The 19237-nt window shown below is 65.4% G+C and carries 16 protein-coding genes; 8 read left to right on the top strand and 8 right to left on the bottom strand.

Translation table 11 applies throughout. The annotated features are described in order from the left end of the window. Window positions 1–5: 5 nt before the first annotated feature. The 8 genes from NN5_RS15340 to NN5_RS15305 all read right to left on the bottom strand — a co-directional run bounded on the left by NN5_RS15340 (window position 6) and on the right by NN5_RS15305 (window position 10300). Window positions 6–683 carry a Fe2+-dependent dioxygenase gene (locus NN5_RS15340; protein WP_067735020.1) on the bottom strand — a complete coding sequence of 226 codons (678 nt, stop codon included), beginning with the start codon at window positions 681–683 and terminating at the stop codon, window positions 6–8. A 73-nt stretch (window positions 684–756) separates the two neighbouring features. After that, window positions 757–3090, bottom strand: a complete 2334-nt coding sequence (locus tag NN5_RS15335; RefSeq protein WP_067735017.1) for a catecholate siderophore receptor Fiu — start codon at window positions 3088–3090, stop codon at window positions 757–759. Window positions 3091–3471: 381 nt separating this feature from the next. Further along, on the bottom strand, window positions 3472–4680 hold the full coding sequence (locus NN5_RS15330; RefSeq protein ID WP_067735014.1) for an ABC transporter permease: 1209 nt from the start codon (window positions 4678–4680) through the stop codon (window positions 3472–3474). Beyond that, complete coding sequence (locus NN5_RS15325) at window positions 4680–5393, bottom strand: ABC transporter ATP-binding protein (protein WP_067735011.1); 714 nt, start codon at window positions 5391–5393, stop codon at window positions 4680–4682. Before NN5_RS15325 ends, NN5_RS15330 begins: the two co-directional genes overlap by 1 nt. Next, window positions 5386–6744: an efflux RND transporter periplasmic adaptor subunit gene (locus tag NN5_RS15320; protein ID WP_067735007.1), complete on the bottom strand. Its 1359-nt coding sequence runs from the start codon at window positions 6742–6744 to the stop codon at window positions 5386–5388. The genes NN5_RS15325 and NN5_RS15320 overlap by 8 nt, the downstream gene beginning before the upstream one ends. A 2-nt stretch (window positions 6745–6746) precedes the next feature. Next, entirely contained in the window at window positions 6747–8237 is a 1491-nt protein-coding gene (locus tag NN5_RS15315) for an efflux transporter outer membrane subunit (RefSeq protein ID WP_067735003.1), read from the bottom strand. Between the two features lie 119 nt (window positions 8238–8356). Beyond that, the gene (locus tag NN5_RS15310; protein WP_084384966.1) at window positions 8357–9910 is read right to left on the bottom strand and encodes a pyruvate kinase; all 1554 of its coding nucleotides are present in this window, start codon (window positions 9908–9910) and stop codon (window positions 8357–8359) included. Between the two features lie 189 nt (window positions 9911–10099). Beyond that, window positions 10100–10300, bottom strand: a complete 201-nt coding sequence (locus NN5_RS15305) for a hypothetical protein (protein WP_067735001.1) — start codon at window positions 10298–10300, stop codon at window positions 10100–10102. A 164-nt stretch (window positions 10301–10464) separates the two neighbouring features. On the opposite strand from NN5_RS15305, the gene NN5_RS15300 reads away from it, so the two are divergent. The 8 genes from NN5_RS15300 to NN5_RS15265 all read left to right on the top strand — a co-directional run bounded on the left by NN5_RS15300 (window position 10465) and on the right by NN5_RS15265 (window position 19132). Continuing rightward, entirely contained in the window at window positions 10465–11010 is a 546-nt protein-coding gene (locus tag NN5_RS15300; RefSeq protein WP_067734998.1) for a thermostable hemolysin, read from the top strand. Continuing rightward, on the top strand, window positions 11007–13046 hold the full coding sequence (locus NN5_RS15295; RefSeq protein ID WP_067734995.1) for an AMP-binding protein: 2040 nt from the start codon (window positions 11007–11009) through the stop codon (window positions 13044–13046). The genes NN5_RS15300 and NN5_RS15295 overlap by 4 nt, the downstream gene beginning before the upstream one ends. After that, a complete protein-coding gene (locus NN5_RS15290) occupies window positions 13033–13788 on the top strand; it encodes an SDR family NAD(P)-dependent oxidoreductase (RefSeq protein ID WP_067734992.1) in 756 nt (251 codons plus the stop codon). Before NN5_RS15295 ends, NN5_RS15290 begins: the two co-directional genes overlap by 14 nt. 28 nt (window positions 13789–13816) lie before the next feature. Then, the gene (locus NN5_RS15285; RefSeq protein ID WP_067734990.1) at window positions 13817–14461 is read left to right on the top strand and encodes a tetratricopeptide repeat protein; all 645 of its coding nucleotides are present in this window, start codon (window positions 13817–13819) and stop codon (window positions 14459–14461) included. A gap of 110 nt (window positions 14462–14571) precedes the next feature. Beyond that, the gene (locus tag NN5_RS15280; RefSeq protein ID WP_067734987.1) at window positions 14572–15186 is read left to right on the top strand and encodes a class I SAM-dependent methyltransferase; all 615 of its coding nucleotides are present in this window, start codon (window positions 14572–14574) and stop codon (window positions 15184–15186) included. A gap of 46 nt (window positions 15187–15232) precedes the next feature. Next, the gene (locus NN5_RS15275) at window positions 15233–15868 is read left to right on the top strand and encodes an RNA polymerase sigma factor (protein WP_067734984.1); all 636 of its coding nucleotides are present in this window, start codon (window positions 15233–15235) and stop codon (window positions 15866–15868) included. Then, a complete protein-coding gene (locus NN5_RS26950) occupies window positions 15865–16872 on the top strand; it encodes a FecR family protein (RefSeq protein WP_067734981.1) in 1008 nt (335 codons plus the stop codon). The genes NN5_RS15275 and NN5_RS26950 overlap by 4 nt, the downstream gene beginning before the upstream one ends. Beyond that, a complete protein-coding gene (locus NN5_RS15265) occupies window positions 16802–19132 on the top strand; it encodes a TonB-dependent receptor (RefSeq protein ID WP_245656520.1) in 2331 nt (776 codons plus the stop codon). The genes NN5_RS26950 and NN5_RS15265 overlap by 71 nt, the downstream gene beginning before the upstream one ends. Window positions 19133–19237 lie beyond the last annotated feature (105 nt).

Here is a 19237-nt window from a genome sequence, read left to right as displayed (position 1 = left end):
GTGGTTCAGGTCTCGGACCAGCGCCGCAGCAGGTTGTGATAGACGCAGGTCAGTTGCAGCAGCGCGTCCTCGTCAGCCCCGTCGAGCGTCAGCTTCTGGATCGAGGTGTCCAGTTCGAGCAGCGTGCGCCGCTGGCTGTCGTCGCGCACCAGGCTCTGGATCCAGAAGAACGAGGCCAGGCGGGCGCCGCGTGTCACCGGCTCGACGCGGTGCAGGCTGCTGGAGGGATAGATGACGGCATCGCCCGCTGGCTTGGCCACGACATGTTCGCCATAGGTGTCGCTGATGATCAGCCGGCCGCCATCGTATTCGTCGGGGTCGTTGAGGAACAGCGTGCAGGACACGTCGGAGCGCAAGTGCTCGTCTTCGCCGATGCTCATGACCGCGCCATCGACGTGAAAGCCGTATTCGCCGCCGCCGGTATAGCGGTTGAAGCGCGGCGGCAGGATCTTGCGCGGCAGGGCCGCGGCAAAGAACAGCGGGCTGCGCTTCAGGGCGGCCAGCACCGCGCGGCCGAGTTCTGCCTTGACCGGGGAGCTGTCGGGCAACTGCTGGTTGCGTTTCACTTTGGCGCCCTGGTGCCCCACGGTTTCCCGCCCGTCGGTCCAGTCGGCATTGTCCAGCCGGCGCCGGAATTCCGCGACTTCTTCGGCGGTAAGGACCTGAGGAATGTGGAACAGCATGTCATTTCCCAATCGCTGAACGGGAGCGGGGCGGAGAGCTAATCTCCGCCCCGCCGTATTGCCTTGATCCGTATCAGAAGCTGACGTCAGCGCTGAACAGGAAGGTTCGCGGCGTGCCCGGCGTATAGCGGTATCCGCTCTTGTTGATCGAGGCGACGTAGGCCTTGTCGAACAGGTTGTACACGTTCGCCCGCAGCTTGAAGTTGCCGGTGACGGCGTAGGCGAGCATACCGTCCACCACGGTGTAGCCCTTGGTATAGGCCGGGGTGCCCACTGCGCCGTCGGTGCCGCGATGGAGACCGCCGTTGTGACGCGGGCCGCCTGCGATTTCGAGGCCGAAAGGCAGGCGGTAGGTGCTCCACAAGGTCCAGGAATCGCCGGGGATGTAGGTCAGGTTCGACGTGCCGTCGCTGGTGATGACGGGGCCTTCGGTCACTTTGGTCTTGAGGTGGCTGTAGCCGGCGGAAACCGACCAGGCCTCGGTGATATTGCCAACCGCGGACAGCTCGACACCGCGCACCCGCTTCTCGCCGGTCTGGGTCGGGTTGCCCTCATCGTCGAGCACGTCGCTGTTGATCTCGTTCTTGACGGTCGTCTGGAACACGGCCGCGTTCAGGGCGAGCATGTCGTGCAGCACGCTCCACTTCACGCCGGCTTCGTAAGTTTCGGCCTTCTGCGGCTTGAACACGGGGTTGTTGGCACTGCTGGCCGACGAACTGAGCGTGAAGTTGTCGCCGCCCGGAGGCTGCTGCGAGAGCGCGTAGTTCACATAGAGGCTGAGCGTTTCGGCAGGCTTGTAGACCGCACCGAGCTTCCAGTTGAACAGGGTGTCCTTGGATGTCAGGTCATTGGTAGTGACGATCGTGCCCACCGCCGCGCCGCCGCAGGAGACGGCGCCCCGTCCGGTTCCGTCATTGCAAACCGCATTGCTGAAATAGGTCGTCTTGTAGTGATCGACGCGGATGCCGCCGGTCACGAGCAGGGCGCCGTCAAAGAACTTCGCAGTGTCGAACAGATAGAACGCCTGGGTATCGGTCTTGCCGCGGGCCACGGCGCCGGTACGTGACACGCTGATCGAGCCGCCATCGTTCCAGTCGGGATCATAGAGATTGGCGGCGGGGCGGGTGCCGGTCGCGGCCTCGCCGTACGTGACCTGCTTTTCGCTGGTGATCTCGATACCCACGCTCACGCTGTGCTCGATCGCGCCGGTGGCGAAGTCCGCCCGCAGATTGAGCTGATCGGTAAGGATCCGGTTCGTCACGTCCTTGAGCGTCGTGAGGCTGCGCGCCAGCGTATAGGTGGACAAGTCGTCCACATCGGTCGAGCTGACATTGGCGGTTGTCGGCATGAAGGACGTCAGCAGATAGTCCTGGCTGGTCTTGCCCCAGCGTGCGGTGTTGGTGAGGTGCAGGCTGTCCGAGAAATCGTGCTCGAACTTCATCGTGGCCATCTGCGCGGTGACGTCGTCGTGATCGTCGCGGGTGCCGTAGAAGTTCTTGGAATTGACCGGATGGCCGACGAGCGCAAGCTGGTTCGCGTCCGTGCTGTCGTAGGGTTCCCAGCCCGGCAGGCCGATGGTCGGCACGTAGCCGTCGGGCACGTTCTCCTGATCGACGTAGAGGAAGTTGAGGTAGAGGCGCGTCTGCGTGCCCAGACCCAGACCCAGCGAGGGGGCAAGGCCGATGCGCTTGTTCTTCACATGGTCGCGGGCTGGATCGTCGCTGTTCTGCCACAGCACGTTGAGGCGGACGGCGGCATTGGGCAGGGCGTCGATCACCTGGTTGAAATCGGCCGTGGCGCGCTTTTGCCCGTCGACGCCGATGGAAACCGTGCCGGATACCGCAGTGTCGAGGAACGGTTGCTTGCTGACCATGTTGATCGCGCCGGTCGGGGCCGTGCGCCCGTTGTCGGTGCCGGCCGGGCCCTTTTCGACTTCGACCTGTTCGGTGTTGAAGACGTCGCGCGAGATCGAACCCAGATCGCGGATACCATCGACGAAAATGCTGCTCGACGTGTCGAACCCGCGCATGCGGATGGCATCGCCGGTCGTGGTGTTGCCGTTCTCACCGGCATAGAAAGTGCCGACGCCGGGGCTGTTGCGCAGGGCTTCGGTCAGCGTGGTGGCGCCCTGCTGGTTGAACAGCTCCTTGCTGATCACCTGAATGGTCTGCGGCGTGTCCTGAATGGGCTGGGTGAACTTGGGCGAGGATACCGTGTCGACCTTGATGGTCTCATCGATCGCGGTGTCGGTAACGGTAACGCCGCCCAGCTGGGCCGGCTCCTGCTTGTTCACGGTGTTTGCAGCTTCCTGTGCAAGGGCCGGCGTGGCTGCCAGTCCGAAGCAGCTCAGCGCGAGATAAGCCGGTTTGGTCGAGGCAAGCGATTCACGCAAACGGGACAGCGACATGTATTCCCCCTGATGTGGTTAGTGGGGAGATGCTATTGCAAGTGACTTGCGATAGCACAAGTTATTTTGCAATTTTTTCCGGAAATCCGCGGAAATCCAAGGATCTGCAGGTCGCCCATTTCCCGCGTGGTGGAAACGAAAGAGGTCATTCCGCCGTCACGGCAGGGTGTTTATGCGAATGATTCGCATTTGTGTGGCGTGGTGCAGGCACAGTGCAGGGGCGATAAAGGCGCGGCCAGTGCGCAAGGCGCCAGTCCCAGTGCATGGGGACACTGGGCAGACGTCAGGCGGGTTGCCAGATTCCCGTTCGAATGCGGGCCTGAACTGGCTTATGGGGCGGCGGAGGCCATCCTTGACCCGGTGGCCGGTTGTCGGACCGGGTTATTCGTGCCGCAGCGCGTCGATCGGATTGAGGCCTGCGGCCCGCCGGGCTGGGAAGTACCCGAACACCACGCCGATCGCGGCCGAGATCAGGAACGCGAAGAGATTGATCTCCGGATCGAACGTCCAGGGGACCTGCATCAGCGGTGTCGCCACCACGATCACGAGCTGCGCCAGCAGCAGGCCGATCACGCCCCCCAGGCAGGAGAGCACGACTGCTTCCACCAGGAACTGCATGAGCACTTCGTTCGCTACGGCACCGATGGCGAGGCGAATGCCGATTTCACGGGTGCGTTCCGTGACCGAGACCAGCATGATGTTCATGATGCCGATCCCGCCGACCACGAGGCTGATCGCGGCGACGGCGGCGACGATCCGGGTCAGCAGCGTGGTCGTGCCGGTCAGCGTGTCGGAAATCTGCTTGGTGTCGAAGATGTTGAAGTCATCTTCCTCGTCGCTGGTGATGTGGCGCCGCTCGCGCAGGAGGCTGGTAAGCGAGGCCTGGACCCGGCTGGTCGAATAGTCCTGATCGACGCTGACCAGAATCATGCGGATGTCGGTGCTGCCGGTGAAGCGGCGCTGCACGGTCTTGATCGGCATGATGACGACATCGTCCTGGTCCCCGCCGAAGCCGGCCTGGCCGCGCGTGGTGAGGGTTCCGATCACGTCGCAGCTGATGCCGCCGATGCGGAAGCGCTTGTCCAGGGCATCGGTATTGCGGAACAGGTTCTCCTCGACGGTCGAGCCGATGATGCAGACGGCCTTGCCGGCTTTCTCCTCGGCAGTGCTGAACGTGCGGCCGGATTTCAGGGGCCAGGGCTGGACCTGAAAATAGGCGTTTGTCGTGCCGTTGACCGTGGTCGACCAGTTGGCGCCCTCGTAGATGGCGGTCGCCGAAGTCTGCGCCTGCGGGGCCACGGCCACCACGCCGCCGATCTGCTGCTGGATCGCGGTGACGTCGGCGGGCTTGAAATTCTGGGGAGCGGGGCCGCCGGCACCCCGGCCGAAACCCTGTCCGGGGCGGATCTGCAGGATGTTCGTGCCCAGTGCCGCGATCTGTTCCTGCACCGCGGCCGTGGTCGCCTTGCCGAGCGTAACCATGGTGACGACGGCGCCGACGCCGATGACGATGCCGAGGATCGTCAGGAACGAGCGCATGAGGTGCCGCCGGATCGATCGCAGCGCGAGCATGAAGATGGTCCCGAGCATCAGGCCGGCGCCTTTCCGTGATGCCCGGCTTCAATGCGGTCCACGAGCCCGTCGCGAAAATGCACGACAGTATGGGCGAACGCGGCCATCTCTGCCTCGTGCGTGACCATCAGCACCGTGATGCCGGAGCTCTGGTTGAGATCGGTGAGCAGTTCCATGATCTCCAGCGAGCGTTCGGTGTCGAGGTTTCCGGTCGGCTCGTCGGCCAGCAGCACGGTCGGCTCGGTCACGATCGCGCGGGCAATGGCGACGCGCTGCTGCTGGCCGCCCGAAAGTTCGCCGGGGGTGTGGTCCCACCAGTCCTTGAGCCCGACCTTGTCGAGCGCGGCCATGGCCATTTCGCGCCGCTGGGTCCGGTGATCGCCGCGATAGAGCAGGGGCAGTTCCACGTTCTCCAGCGCATTGGTGCGCGCCAGCAGATTGAAGCCCTGGAACACGAAGCCGAAATGCTTGCGCCGCAGCAGGGCCCGCTGGTCGCGGTCGAGCTGCTCGACGCGGTGGCCCTGGAACATGAAAGTGCCCGAAGTCGGCACGTCGAGGCAGCCGAGAATGTTCATCGTGGTCGACTTGCCCGAGCCCGAAGGCCCCATCACGGCGACGAAATCCCCGGCCATGATGTCGAGATCGATGCCTTTCAGCGCCTGGAACGCGGTCGGTCCGCTGCCATAGACCTTGACCACGCCGCGCAGGGAAATGAGCGGGGTCTCAGCCATTAGTGCTCGCGGAAGTGGATTTCTCGCCGGTGATGACCTCCATGCCGGCCTTCAGATCGCCGGAAAGGACTTCGGTTTCGCTGCCGTTGGTGTCGCCGGTTACGATCTGGATGGCCTTGGGTTTGCCATCCTCGCCGATGACCCAGACGGTCTGGGTGGCACCGGCGGCGATCGTGGCGCTGCGCTCGGACGACTGGTTGCGCCGCGGCCCGAAGGACAGGGCGCCGGTGATGCCGCCGGATTCGGTGCTGCTGCTCGAAGTGCTGGTGGCCGATTGCGGGGTGAAGCGCAGCGCCGCATTGGGCACGAGCAGGACATTGCTCTTGTTCGAGGTGACGATATCGGCCGTAGCGGTCATGCCCGGGCGCAGCTTTCCGTCCGCATTCGCCACGGCGAGATCGGCGGCATAGGACACCACGGACGACGAGGACGAACTGCTGCTGCTGCTACTGCTCGTGGAACTCGAAGACGAGGAACTGGCCGAGGAAACCGACTGGTTGGACCCGATATCGACGCGGGTGATCGTTGCCGGGAACGTCTTGCCCGGAAAGGCATCGACGGTGAAAGTGGCCTTCTGGCCCTCCTTCACGGACCCCACGTCCGCCTCGTCGATCGAGACCTCCAGCTTCATCTGCGCGAGATCTTCGGCAATCACGAAGAGCGTCGGCGCGCTGAGCGAGGCGGCGACGGTCTGGCCGGGATCGATCTCGCGGGCGAGAACCACGCCGGAGACGGGCGAGCGGATGATGGCGCGGGCGCGCTGCGTCTTGCTCTGGGCCAGGGTGGCTTCGCTGGCGACAACGTTCGCGAGCGCGACGTCGAGCGCCGCCTTGGCGCGCTGCACGTCCGCGCGGCCGGTCTGCATCTCGGTGCCCGAGGGGACCTTGCCGCCGGAGAGTTTCGAGACTTCCTGCAGCCGGGCGAGCTGCGCCTGCGTCTCGGCCAGCGTGGCGCGGGCCTGTTCGACCGAGGCCTTGTTCGCCTGCAACTGGGCCTCGTTCTGGCGGATCGCGTCGTCGTACTGTTCCGGATCGATTTCGGCGAGCGGCTGATTGGCCGTGACACGATCGTTGACGTCGACCATCACTTTGACGATCTGGCCGGAAAGCTGGGAACCCACCGTAACCTGGTTGGTCGGTGCCAGCTGGCCGGTGGCCGACACGGTCGTGACCAGGCTTCCGGTTCCGGTCTTGACGGTGATGTAGCCCGTCTCGCCCGATCCTCCGAAGCATCTTGCCAGAAGCAGCACGAGGATCACGACAACAGCGGCGGATGCGCCCCATTTGGCGTAGCGGCGCCAGGCCGGCTGCGGCTTCACGCCGAGGAATTCGTCGAGAGTCTCGTCAGTCATCGTCAGCCTTGTTCCGCATTGGTGGCCGCAGGGGAGCCGGAGGGGGTGGCAGGAAGTGCCGTTGGCGGGGCCTCGCTGTCCCATCCGCCGCCGAGCGCGACATAGAGTGCGATCAGGGCCGAGGCCTTGTCGGCCCGGGCCTGAACCAGCCCGTTGCGCGCGGATACGAGCGAGGCTTCCTGCGTGTTGAGCGTGGTGAAGTCAGTCAGCCCGGAGCGGTACTGGCTGCGCGCGAGGATCGCGGAGTTGTTCGCGGCATCGTAAGCGACAGCGTATTCCTGTTCACGCCGCTGCGCCGCATCGAGGGCGACAACGGCGTTCTCGATGTCCTCCAGGGCGGTCAGCACCGATTGCCGGTAGGCCGCGAGAGCGGCATCGGCCGCGGCGCGATAGGACCGGACCTGCGCATTGAGCTTGCCGCCGTTGAAGATCGCCTGGCTCAGCCCCGCGAACAGGCTGCCGGTGATCGTGTCGAACAGGTTGCCGAACGAGGCGGCATTGGTGTTGAGACTGCCGGTGATGGCCAGCGCCGGAAACAGCTCTGCCTTGGCAACGCCGATCTGCGCGGTGGCGGCGGCGAGCGTGCGTTCGGCCGCGCGCACGTCGGGCCGCTGGCGCAGGACATTGGCGGGAATCCCTACGCCGATGGTATCCGGTCCGGCGGGGATCGGCTCGACCTTTTCCAGCAGCGGCTTGAGCGCGCCGGGCGCCTGGCCGGTGAGCACGCCGATGCGCGAGACGGCGGCGTTGTACTGCTGTTCGATCTGCGGGATTGCGGCGGCGGTTTCCGCCCGGCTCGCGCGGGCCTGTTCGGCATCGAGCGAGGAGACAAGGCCCGCCTGCACCCGCCAGCGCGCAATCTGCAGGTTTTCGTCCTGAATCTTCAGCGAGGTCTGCGCATTGGCCAGCTGGGCCTGATAGCTGCGCGCCAGCACGTAGTTGCGCGCCACTTCGCTTTCGACGGAAAGCAGCGTCGTCGCGTAGTCGTAGCCCGAGGCTTCGTACTGCGCCTTGCTGGCTTCCACCGATCGCCGCACCCCGCCGAACAGATCGGCCTGATAGCTGGCATCGAGCCCCAGCGAAAAGCTGGTCGAGCCGCCGCCGCTGCCGGTCGTCGTCACGGTGCCGTTGGACAGAGCCACTGTGGTGCCGCCGCCGCGCAGGGTTTCGGTGCGGTTCACGCTGCCCGATCCGCTGAGGCTGGGCAGCAGCGAAGCACGGCTGATCACCAGCGCCTCGCGCGCCTGGCGCAGCCGCGCCACGGCCTGCGCCAGATCGAGGTTTCCGGCGGCGGCCTGCTCTACCAGCTGGACAAGGACAGGGTCGTCGAACCGGGACCACCAGCGGGTCAGATCCTCGCCGGTGGGCGAGGCCTGTACCGACCAGGCTTCCGGCACACCGAGATCGGCGGCGGATTTGGGGGCATAGCTCGGCCCCACGGCGCATCCGGAAACGCCCAGCGCCATGGTCAGCAGGAGAGCACGAGATTTCATGAAACCCTTACTCGCCCAGTTACGCCATTCAGAACAGCCGTTAATTGTCGTTTTCTGTAATAACAGGAGCCATGCTGCCCGATATCCGGATAGACCATGCCGGGGCGGGCGCCGTGCCGCTACCAGGAAGCGAGGCGCCGTAGTTGCGGCGTCTTCTTGTGGATGTGGTCCGCCATCCGTTTGAGCAGGGGATCGAGCGCGTCGATTGCTTCGAGCAGATGCGGCCCCTTGTTGAGCATCACACATTCCGCCCGCGCTGCCATGGCCGCATCGGTCAGTTCGCCGCGATGCGGCAGGCCTTCCTTGACCAGCTGTTCGAGGACCTGCGTTGCCCAGATGACCGGGACTTGCGCGGCTTCGGCGATCCACAGGATCTCCTCCTGCATCTCGGCCAGCCGGGCGAAGCCGATCTCGATGGCAAGATCGCCCCGGGCGATCATGATCGCCACCGGATTGCGGGCTCCGGCGCGCACCACGATGCCGGGCAGGTTCTGGACGGCAAGGGCCGTCTCGATCTTGAGGATCAGCGCCAGCGGATGTTCGCGGCGGACCGGCAGCGCTGCCAGCGCATCCTGCAGCAACTGCACGTCGTCGGGCGTCTGGACGAACGAGAACGACAGGCCGTCCGCATGTTCGGCTATGAAGGCCAGGTCCTGCCGGTCCTTGGCCGTCAGCGCCGGCAGGTGCAGTTCGGTATCGGGAAGATTGATGCCTTTTTCGGGCTTGAGCTTGCCGCCTTTCTCCTTGGTCCGGGTGACTGAGGCGATGAGCACGCCGTCGTCCACGAAATCGACACTGGCGGCGATCTTCCCGTCGTCGATCAACAGCCTCTGGCCGGGGCGGGCCTGGGCGATGGCTTCGGGCAGCATGCATTCGAAGACGAAGGCGACATCGGGCGGAACCGGCCGTTCGATCTGCCCGGGCGCGACCATGGCGATGCGCTCTCCGGGGAAGATCCGGCGGATTTCGCGATTGGGACGGACGGCCCCGATGCGGTTTTTCGGACCGGCAAGGTCCATGAAGATGCGGAACCGGTGGCCGCAACGCTGCTCCGCCGCGCGGGCATGGGCGATCATCCGCTCCCATTTTTCCGCATCGTCGTGCGCGCAGTTGATCCGCAAGGCTTCCACGCCGCGCAGGGCCAGGCTTTCCAGGAAGGCGGGATCGTCGGCAGCCTCGCTGGGGCAGGTGATCAGCAAGGCCGCCTGCCGTTCATTTTCCGCCGTCCCCAGCAGGGCAAGCGCCCGGCGCTGCAAGCGGTCTTCGCCTGCGAAGAATGCGCCGGGATCGGCCTTGGCCGCCGACGCGGCGCCCTGTATCGCGGCGCCCTGCATCGCTGCCAATGCCGCGTGGACTGCCGTCAGCGTCGGCATGACGCGGCTTTCAAGGCGCCCGAGCGACGACAGCCCCAGCGCCATGAGCGAGCGCTGGAGGTCGCGAAGGTCGTGATGGCGAAAGGCGAGATAGGCGGCGAGGTTTTCCGCGCTGGGCCGGAAGTCTTCCCGGATGCCCCAGAGCGTCCATGGCGCCATCTGTTGCGCGGCCTCCGCCGAGATCGTGGCGATCAGGGCTGCGATCCGCGCTTTCAGGCTTTCGATACCGGGCGTGCTTTCAGTGTCCGCGCCAGCCTTCGACGAGGGCGGATTGTGGCATGGCGCAGCGTTGGTATCCATCAGCCTCGAAGCTCGAACAGTGCTTTCGCGAGAACGATCCCCCTGGGGCAGGGGGGCGCCGGAAGGCACGCATGCGCGATTCTACCGCTGGCTTTAGACAGTTATGAGACGAATTTCTGACAAGATCCGGGCGCGGAGGACAAGCATAGGGTCCGGATTGCGGAAGTTGCCGGGATCATGCGGAGAGGATCAGGAATCCATCATCCAGAACAGGGCCCAGCACAGGCCGGTTGCCGCAAGAAACAAGGGCCAGGACCAGTAGAAGCCATGCCCCTGAATGAACACATGTTCGATGGCGAGCATGCCGCCTTTCGAGCCGTTCGATCCGATGATGCCCGAAACGATCCAGGTCAGCAGGATTCCCGGGATCAGACCCTTGATGAAAGACATGACAGCCGTCTGGTTTGTTGGTGCTTCGCGGATTGTCGCAGGGAGTGGTTAAAATCGGTTTAGCGCCGCCTCCGGCCTGACGCGGGAACAAAGATTCTTCCCCGCCGGAACTGCGGAGGCGCTGCGCCTGCGTCGTCGTCTGCTTGAACCCCAAGGAGACATTCATGTCTGACAGTCCCGAATTCCACCTCGTGCAAAGGCGCTTCATGGAGGCCCATGGCGCGAGCGTGCGGCCGGCTTTTGGACAGTACAGCCAGATCGAACGCGGCGAGCTGACTCGCGCCGCGCTGGGCTTCCGCCGGGCGGGGGATGAAGCCCTGTTTCTCGAACGCTATCTTGATGCGCCGGTGGAGCAGGTGGTCTCGGCCGCGGTGGGCAAGCCCACGGCGCGGGAGAGCATTATCGAAATCGGTAATCTGGCCGCCGATGATGCCTTCGCCATGATCGAACTGTGGGGCAGTGCCGCCAATGACCTTGGCGCCAATTGTGAGATTGCCGTGGCCACGCTGACGGCACCGCTGCGTGCCATGTTCGCCCGGATCGGCGTGCCGCTGACCGTTCTGGCTCCGGCCGGTGCCGAACGAGCGGACGAGCCGGAAGCATGGGGTCGCTATTATGCCAGCGATCCGAAGGTCTGTGCCGGGATCATCTCGCAGGGGCAGAAAGCCATTGCCGCGTTTCTCGCGCGTCGCAGGAGGGCCGCCGCGTGAACGGCCTGCTTGCCATCATCCGTGACCATGCCCTGAAGAATCCGCAGGGCATTGCCCTCGATCCGGTCACGTCCGTGCCGGTGAGCTGGGCGGAACTGGCCGACAAGGTCGCGGACCGGACGGCGGCGCTGGAATCTGCCGAAGATCCTGGCCAGCCTCACGTGCTGTGCCTCGATCATGGTGCCGAGGCGGCCATTGCCGAACTGGCTCTGCTCGAAGCCCGGATTCCCGTATTGTCGCTGCCCTCGTTCTTTACCCGGGAACAAGTGCAGCACGCCGTTGCCGCCAGTGGAGCCGGGGCCACCGAACCTTCGGCTTCGCACCCCGCGCCGTCCCCACTTCCCCGCGGGACGGCGCGGGTCACTTTCACGTCGGGTTCGACCGGCACGCCCAAAGGCGTGTGCCTGTCCGCGCACCAGATGCTGGCCGTGGCCGCATCGGTGGTCGAGGCGGTCGGGGCCGAGCACGCCGGAAGCCACTGTGCGCTGCTGCCGCCGGGCATTCTGCTTGAGACCGTTGCCGGTTTCTTCGCGACGATCCTGGCCGGCGGCACTTATGTGTGCCCGCCGCAGGCCGAAGTCGGGCTTGCGGATCCGTTCCGCCCCGATTTCGTGATGATGGCGCAGAGGCTGGCCGATTGGGAAATCACGTCGCTGATCCTCGTGCCGGAATATCTGGCCGGGCTGGTCGCGGTCATGGAGAAGACCGGCCTCCGCCTGCCGCATCTCACACTCGTCGCCGTCGGCGGCGCCCGGGTGCCGGTGGACCTGCTGGCTCGGGCCCGCGCACTGGGGCTGCCGGTGCGGCAGGGCTACGGCCTGACCGAGTGCGCCTCCGTGGTCTCGCTCGAAAGCGCGGACGAAGAGATGGCCGGTTCCGCGGGCCGCCCGCTTGGCCACATGAAGGCGCGGATCGCGCCCGATGGCGAAATCGTGCTCGAAGGCGAGATGTTCCTTGGCACGATCGGCGAGCCGCGTGAACCGGGACCACTCCATACCGGCGACATCGGCCGGATCGACGATCAAGGCCGCCTCTGGGTTGAGGGTCGCAAGTCGGCTCTGATCGTCACCAGCTTTGGCCGCAACATCTCGCCCGAATGGGTCGAGGCGGAGCTGACCGGGCAACCGGACATTCTGCAGGCCATGGTCCATGGCGACGGGCTTCCGGCGCCCGAAGCGCTGCTGGTGCCCGCGCGCCCCGATGCCGATCTCGCCGTGGCCGTCGCGGCGGCCAATACCGTGCTTCCGGCCTATGCCCGCATTACCAAGTGGCGCGAAGTTGCGCCGTTCACCCCGATGAACGGCCAGCTCACCGGCAATGGCCGTCTGCGCCGCAAGGCCATTACGGCGATGTGGCTCGACGGCCCGGTGCAGTTCTTCGACAAACTGGAAGCCGCGACGTTCCGCAGCCGGCTGGGGTTTCTGGCGATCCCGCAGGTCCGCGCCGGGCTGGCCGGCACGATCTCGCGCCGGACCTACATCGATTACCTGCGGCAGGCCTGGCACCATGTGCGCCACACGGTTCCGCTGATGCAGGCGGCGCGGGCGCGGTTGCTCAATCGGCAGGATCTGCTCACCGCGCTCGACGAATATATCGAGGAAGAAACGGGCCACGAGGAATGGATTCTCGCGGACATTGCAGCCGCCGGCGGCGATGCCGATGCGGCGCGCGTCAGCGATCCGGCGCCTGCGACCAAGGCCATGGTCGATCATGCCTATCGCTGCATCGAGGAGGGCAATCCCGCGTCGTTCTTCGGCATGGTCTATGTGCTGGAAAGCGTCAGCGTCGCTCTCGCCCAGCGTGGCGCGAGCGCGGTGGCGGAAAACCTGGGGCTGCCGCCCGAGGCTTTTACCTATCTGACCTCGCATGGCGCGCTCGATCAGGATCACATGGCCTTCTACGCCAAACTGGTGAACGGGTTGCAGCGCGAAGAGGACCGCATCGCGATCCTGCAGATGGCGCGCGAGATGTTCGGCCTGTTCGGCGGGGTCTTCGCTTCGATCGATATGGAGGAGGATGTCCATGTCGCGGCTTGAAGGAAAGCGCGTCGCGATCACCGGTGCCGCAGGCGGCATCGGCACGCCGGTCGCGCGGATGCTGCGCGAGGCCGGGGCCTGGGTCATCGGCATCGACCGGACCGAGTGCAATGCCTGCGACAGCAGCATCGTTACCGACCTGTCCGACGACACGCAGCTTGCGGCGCTGGCCGAGCGGCTTTCCGGGGAATGTCCGGATGTTTTGGTGAACATTGCCGGGGTCATGCGTTTCGGGTTGCACGAGGATCAGCCGATCGAGGCGCTGGCGCTGTGCTACCGGGTCAACCTGCTGGTGCCTGCGGTGCTGGCCCGCGCCGTCGCCGCGCCGATGCGGGTGCGCGGCAGCGGGCAGATCGTGAATATCGGTTCGGTCCTGGGATCGATCCCCTATCCCTGGTTTGCCGCCTATTCGAGCAGCAAGGCCGGGCTTGCTGCACTGAGTCAGGGTTTGCGGCGCGAACTGATGGGCACGGGCGTCGCGGTCACGCATATCAACCCGCGCGCGGCCCGCACTGCCTTCAACAACAGCGAAGTCAATCGCTTCCTGGAAGTGACCGGGATGAAGGCGGATGCCCCGGAATGGGTCGCCGCGCGTATCGTCGCGGCCATCGAAAGCCGCCGTGAAACTGTCAGCATCGGGGTGATGGAGCGCATCTATGCCGCGCTCAACGCGATCTCGCCGAAACTGATCGACAATGGCCTTGCCGGACAGATCCGCAAGGCGCGCGCCGAGTTCTGCTGAACCGGCCTATCCGAGAGGAGACAATTCGATGTTGAAGCGTGTTCTGCTGGGCAGCGTCCTGGCACCCGTTCTGGTGGCCGCGATGCCAGCTCTGGCCCTTGCCGACATGGCCAGCGACGTGAAGGCCGTGAACGATGGCTGGGCACACATCTCCTACGAAGTGAAGGGATCCAGCACCCAGACCAAGGCGCTCGACAACCTTGCGAAACAGGCCGCGACCGTAGTCGCGCGCTATCCCGGCAAGGCCGAGCCGCTGGTGTGGCAGGGGATTATCGTCAGCGAACAGGCTAACCGCGCCAATTTCTTCCACAAGCTGGGCCTGGCGACGCGGGCGCGCGACATTCTCGAAAAGGCCTATGCCATCGACCCCAGGGCCGCTGACGGCGGTGCGGCGATGAGCCTGGGCGTGCTCTACTTCAAGGTGCCCGGCTCGCCGCTGGCCTGGGGGGACGATGCGAAGGCGGGCAAGCTGCTCAAGCAGGCGCTCGCGGAGGATCCCGACGGCCTCGATGCCAATTACTTCTATGGCGATTATCTGCTCGATCAGGGCGACAAGGCTGGCGCGAAGGCCCATCTGCAAAAGGCGCTGCGGGCTCCGCACGATGCTGCCCGTCCGGTATGGGATGCCGGCCGCCGCCGCGAAGTGATGGCCCTGCTGGCCAAGGCGGGCTGAGAGTTTGTCTGGAAAACACCCTTCGGGGCATTTCCGATCGGCACCGGCCCGCTCCCCCAAAATTCGCCTGCAGCGAATTTTCAAACGAGCTCTGAGCTCCTGAGGCGCCGATGACGTTTGCCCGCCGGTTGGCACAGCAGCTTGCGCGCCCGAGCGGCATGGCCGGGCGGCTGCTCGGCAATGCCATGGATGTGGTCAACCGCAGGCCGCTGAGCCTTGCCGTCGACATGCTGGCACCCGCGCCGGGGGAAGCGATTCTCGACGCGGGCTGCGGCACCGGCGCGGCGATGGCGGCGATGCTGGCCCGCGCGCCGTGCCATGTCACCGGGGCGGATGCTTCCGAAACGATGCTGGCTTCGGCGCGGCGCAGGCTGGGATCGAAAGCGGCTTATGCACAGGCATCGCTGGAAGACCTGCCATTCGATGATGCCAGCTTCGATGCCGTGCTGGCGCTCAATGTGCTTTACTTCAATGATGTGGAAAACGGGATGCTCCGCTCCCTCCATCGCGTGCTGCGGCCGGGCGGGCGGCTCGTGGTCTATGTGACCGACCGTGACAGCATGGCCGGCTGGTCTTTCGCGCGCGAGGGGCTGCATCGTCTCTACGATGCCGATGCTCTCCACAGCGCGCTGGTCATGTCCGGGTTTGCCTGTGAGCGCGGCAAAGTGCATGAAGTGGCGATAACGCGCTCGGTCAGAGGTTTGTTTGCCTGTGCCTGGCGCTAGACCGTATGTGAGTGTGCGGTTGCAATCGCCAGGAGCGGGCTGGAGGATGGAGTCTGAGGAATACGGGGATGCGAACGGGCTGGTGCGATTGCTGGATGTGCATCGCCCCGAACTGTTGCGCTTCCTCACGGCACGATGCGGGTCCGCCGACGAGGCGGAGGATGTCGTGCAGGAAATGTGGATCAAGGTGTCCGGGCAGGCGACCGGGCCGATCACCAACGGGCGCGCCTATCTTTTCCGGATGGCGAACAACCTCGTGCTCGACCGGGCGCGGGGGCGCCGGCGCTCCATGCAGCGCGAACGCACCTGGCTTGAGGCCGAGGGCGGCGGCGTCGCGCATATGCCGGAGGACCGGGCCGATCCCGGCGAGCCGGCCGACGAGATCATTGCGCGCGAACAGGAAGCCGAAGTCTTGCGCGATGCCATCGCAGCGCTTCCGGAAGGGGCGCAGAGGGCTTTGCGGCTCTATCGGTTCGATGAAATCGGGCAGAAAGAAATCGCCGACATCATGGGGATAAGCCGGAGCGGTGTGGAAAAACATCTGGCACTGGCGATGAAACGGCTGCGTCAGGCCCTTGCCGACTGTGGAGCTTTCGACGCGGCGGCGTCTAGGGAGCACGGGGACCCCGGTTTAAACCAAGGGCAAGGCGGAGGTAAACCGCACATGGAACAGGGACGATGAAGAGCGAAGACGACACCATTCTGGCCGAGGCGGCTCGCTGGCACATCGCCAGCGGGGACGATGCCATGGACTGGGATGCCTTCACGCTCTGGCTGGAGGCCGATCCCCGTCACAGTTCCGCCTACAACGAGGTCGCGCTGACCGATGGCCTGTTGCAGGAGTACCGCGATACCTTGCAGGACGCCAGCGAACCCCTGGCCGATGAGCCCCTGATCGCCGTCAATGACGCGGCCCCGCTCGAAACAGCGCTTGAAACAGCCAGCGAGGGTGCGGAAATCATCCGCCCGGCGTTCGGCAAGCGCATACGCTGGGCCGGCTTTGCGATTGCCGCGACGCTGGCGGCGGTGCTGGCGATCCCGCAGTTCATGGCACCGGCCTCGCAGGTTTACGAAACCACGGCCGCATCGCGGCAGATCGCGCTTGAAGACGGCTCGACCATCATGCTCGCGCCGCGCAGCAGCCTCACCGTGGAAGGCCGCCATCAGGATCACATGGCGCTTTCCGGCGGAGCGCTGTTCGATATCCGGCATGATCCCGATCGCCAGCTTACGATCACTGCCGGCGGGCTCCGGATCAGCGATATCGGGACTCGCTTCGACGTGCAGGCGCAGGACAAGCGCGTCCGGGTCTCGGTCGTCGAAGGCAAAGTCGAAGTCAGCTCCGAAAGGCTGACCGCGCCCGTGCAGCTTGCGGCTGGAAAACGCCTGTCCTTCGACGGCGATGCCGGCACGGCAAGCGTGGCGGAAGTGCGGTCCGAGGATGTCGGTGCCTGGGAGAAAGGCCGTTTGTCTTATGATAATGCGCCTTTGGCTCTGGTCGTGACTGATCTGCACCGCTATGCGGGGGTCGAAGTGGCGGTGCCGGACGCTTTGCGCGACCGGCGGTTTTCGGGGACCCTGGTAATCAGCGATGGCGATGCGGCACTTCGCGATCTTGCCCAGGTCATGGGCCTGCGTCTCGGCGGCCGCGCTGGGGCTTGGCGTCTGGAGCAGCCCGCCAGCTGAAGCGCGCGAACGTGCGCGCCAGCACCTTGACGTCAGCGCCGGATCGCTGACCGACGCGATCGCCGAGCTGGCACGCGAGGCGCGGGTTTCGATCGGCACTGAGGGCGCGCTTCCGCAGATCCATACGTCGCGTGTCCGCGGCACGATGGCCGTCGGCGAGGCCTTGCGGCGCTTGCTTGCGGGAACCGGCTATATCGCACGGCAGGTCGGCGAGACGGCATGGCGGATCGAGCGGGCGCCCATCGTGGCCGCGCCGCCTGCTGCGGATATACCGCCGCCGGAAGCACCGCCGGTTCCGATCCTCGTCACGGCGACCAAGCAGCCGCTGGACCTGCTGTCGCTGCCTGCCGCCGTGTCGGTGGTTCAGCTGACCGATGCCCAGAAACACGATCCCGGCAGCGCCAGCGCGACGATTTCCTCCCAGCTTGAAGGGCTGGCGCTTACGTCGCTGGGGCCGGGCCGCAACCGCATGTTCCTGCGCGGGATCGCGGACAGCGCCTTCAGCGGCGAAAGCCAGTCGACCGTCGCGGTCGTGCTGGACGAGGCGCGCCTCACGTATTCGGCGCCCGATCCCGACATCCGGCTGGTCGATATCGACCGGGTCGAGGTTCTGAAAGGGCCGCAGGGCTCGCTCTACGGCACGGGCGCCCTGGGCGGGATTTACCGGCTCGTGGCCCATCAGGTGGACCTCGACGATGCGAGCCTGACGCTGTCCGGGGGCGGCAGCATGGCGATGCACGGGGAGCCGGGCTATTCGGGTTCGGCCATTGCCAACCTTCCGCTGATCCGGGGCACGGCAGGTCTGCGCCTTGTGGGCTATCAATCCAAGGAACCGGGCTGGATCGATACCGGAACCCGGGAAGACAGCAATTCCACCCACGTCAGCGGGCTGCGCATCATGGCCGGTATCGTCCCTGCCTCCGGCTGGCGTCTGGACCTGACCGGCTTCGGCCAGTGGCTGGGAACGCACGACAGCTCCTATGTCTATACCGCGGGCAGCTATTCGCGCCCGGACCAGATTGCGGAGCCGCACGACAATGACTTGCGCCATCTCGCCACCCGCCTGACCGGCGGGTTCGGCAGCATCGACGTGATGCTGGCCAGCGCGATGACCTGGCACGACGTGAACGACCTGCTCGATGCCACGATCGGGGCGGAGAGTCTGGGGCTGGACGATCCGCAGACGCTTTCCAACGAGCGGTCCTTTCGCGTCTGGGACAATGACTTGCGCCTGCGCGGGAGCCTGGGGTCGCTGAGCTGGCTTGCCGGGCTCTCGCATCTCGAAGCGCGTCAGAGCCTCGTCGCCACGCTCAACGGATCTTCGGGCGATCAACTGATAGCCGACGATGACCGGCGCCTCAGCCACGATACCGCCTTCTATTTCAATCTCACGCTGCCCGTCACATCCAGACTGTCGCTCGACGGCGGCGGGCGCCTGTTCGCGTCCTCGGCGAGCGAAACGCGGTTGGTCTCCTCTGAACGGATCAAGCGCGCGCAGCACAAGGCCGGCATGACCCCGAGCCTGGCCGTCGCCTGGCAGCCCAATGCGAACCGGCTGATCTATCTGCGCTATGGATCCGCATTCCGGCAGGGCGGGTCCGACATTACCGACAGCGGAACCATCGAGACGCTGAAGGGCGACGAGCTGTCTTCGATCGAGGCGGGCTGGCGCGAACGGCTGCCGGGTGGCGGGCATTTGGAATTGAGCGCCTGGTACACCCGCTGGGATGACATCCAGTCCGATGTGCTGGACACCAATGGCCTGATCGAGACCACCAATGCCGGAGACGCGCGGATCATCGGGATCGAGGGGGCAGTGGGTATCTCGCTGGCGCCCGGCTGGCGGATCGAGGGCGGCGCCAATTACACCAGCGCCCTGCTGACGCGCAGCGCGCTGGGATACGAAGTGCATGACCGGCATCTGCCGGTCGTGCCCGAATATACAGTGCGGGGCGCGCTGCGGCATGATTTCACGCTCGGGTCCAGCGATGCCTGGGCGCGGGCGAGCCTGCGCTATATCGGGCCTTCGCGCATGAGTTTCGACACGGAACTCGATCGCCAGATGGGCAAGCTGCTGGAAAGCACGCTGGAAGTCCATGCCGCGCTGGGCCCGTGGGATCTCGGCCTGCTGGCGCAGAATCTGTTCGAGGACAAGAACAACACGTTCGCCTACGGCAATCCCTTCCGTTACCGCACGATGCCGCAGTATACGCCCCAGCAGCCGAGGACGGTCAGCCTGATGGTGACGCGCTCGTTCTGACGTTCTGGCGGATGGCTCCCGGCATCGGGCGAGCGGCTAGGCCGTAAACTCATAGACGGCACCGTCGAGGCGCTCAAATGGCGAACAGATCGGGCCAAAGTGTCC

The sequence above is a fragment of the Novosphingobium naphthalenivorans NBRC 102051 genome (assembly GCF_001590985.1).
GTDB lineage: Bacteria > Pseudomonadota > Alphaproteobacteria > Sphingomonadales > Sphingomonadaceae > Novosphingobium > Novosphingobium naphthalenivorans.
Note: the sequence above shows the minus strand (reverse complement) of the source record. Positions and strands in the feature narration are given on the sequence as shown.

Coding starts and splice junctions, on each gene's coding strand:
- NN5_RS26950 (WP_067734981.1), top strand. CDS start 15,865: ATGAAGAGCGAAGACGACACCATTCTGGCCGAGGCGGCTCGCTGGCAC.
- NN5_RS15315 (WP_067735003.1), bottom strand. CDS start 8,237: ATGAAATCTCGTGCTCTCCTGCTGACCATGGCGCTGGGCGTTTCCGGA.
- NN5_RS15275 (WP_067734984.1), top strand. CDS start 15,233: ATGGAGTCTGAGGAATACGGGGATGCGAACGGGCTGGTGCGATTGCTG.
- NN5_RS15330 (WP_067735014.1), bottom strand. CDS start 4,680: ATGCTCGGGACCATCTTCATGCTCGCGCTGCGATCGATCCGGCGGCAC.
- NN5_RS15335 (WP_067735017.1), bottom strand. CDS start 3,090: ATGTCGCTGTCCCGTTTGCGTGAATCGCTTGCCTCGACCAAACCGGCT.
- NN5_RS15325 (WP_067735011.1), bottom strand. CDS start 5,393: ATGGCTGAGACCCCGCTCATTTCCCTGCGCGGCGTGGTCAAGGTCTAT.
- NN5_RS15280 (WP_067734987.1), top strand. CDS start 14,572: ATGACGTTTGCCCGCCGGTTGGCACAGCAGCTTGCGCGCCCGAGCGGC.
- NN5_RS15300 (WP_067734998.1), top strand. CDS start 10,465: ATGTCTGACAGTCCCGAATTCCACCTCGTGCAAAGGCGCTTCATGGAG.
- NN5_RS15290 (WP_067734992.1), top strand. CDS start 13,033: ATGTCGCGGCTTGAAGGAAAGCGCGTCGCGATCACCGGTGCCGCAGGC.
- NN5_RS15340 (WP_067735020.1), bottom strand. CDS start 683: ATGCTGTTCCACATTCCTCAGGTCCTTACCGCCGAAGAAGTCGCGGAA.
- NN5_RS15310 (WP_084384966.1), bottom strand. CDS start 9,910: ATGGATACCAACGCTGCGCCATGCCACAATCCGCCCTCGTCGAAGGCT.
- NN5_RS15320 (WP_067735007.1), bottom strand. CDS start 6,744: ATGACTGACGAGACTCTCGACGAATTCCTCGGCGTGAAGCCGCAGCCG.
- NN5_RS15285 (WP_067734990.1), top strand. CDS start 13,817: ATGTTGAAGCGTGTTCTGCTGGGCAGCGTCCTGGCACCCGTTCTGGTG.
- NN5_RS15305 (WP_067735001.1), bottom strand. CDS start 10,300: ATGTCTTTCATCAAGGGTCTGATCCCGGGAATCCTGCTGACCTGGATC.